The organism is Neisseria sp. P0018.S001 (assembly GCF_051957355.1).
GTDB classification, from domain to species: Bacteria; Pseudomonadota; Gammaproteobacteria; order Burkholderiales; family Neisseriaceae; genus Neisseria; species Neisseria subflava_A.
Map to the genome: position 1 here is coordinate 1 of NZ_JBQCWN010000056.1, position 479 is coordinate 479.

Sequence of the window (479 nt, forward strand, 5' to 3'; positions counted from 1 at the left end):
CTTCTCACCCGTCATTCCGGGACTCTGGACATTCAATGCTAAGGCAGTTTGAGACCTTTACACAATCCCCCAAAATCCCCTAAATTCCCACCAAGACATTTAGAGGATTTTCCATGAGCACCTTCTTCCAGCAAACCGCACAAGCCATGATTGCCAAACACATCGACCGTTTACCAATATTGAAGTTGGATCGAGTGATTGATTGGCAGCCGATCGAACAATACCTGAATCGTCAAAGAACCCGTTACCTCCGAGACCACCGCGGCAGTCCCGCCCCTTCCCTGTTTTCCATGTTTGTCGCCGTCCTGCTCGGCCAATTGCACAGCCTCTACGATCCCGACCTTGCCCACAGCATCATCGACCGCAGTGCCTTCAACCGGTTTTGCCGTTTTGACGCACTGATTATCCCCGCTTGCAGCATCTTATGCCGTCAACGGAATCGGCTGATGCGAGGTAATACCCTGTCCGAAGTGCGGGAA

1 protein-coding gene is annotated in these 479 nt (G+C 52.0%); it reads left to right on the plus strand.

The window, feature by feature from the left end; all coding sequences use genetic code 11:
• Window positions 1–113: 113 nt before the first annotated feature.
• The coding region (locus tag ACTHTJ_RS10805) for a transposase (RefSeq protein ID WP_440362680.1) at window positions 114–479 on the plus strand (366 nt) is incomplete at its 3' end.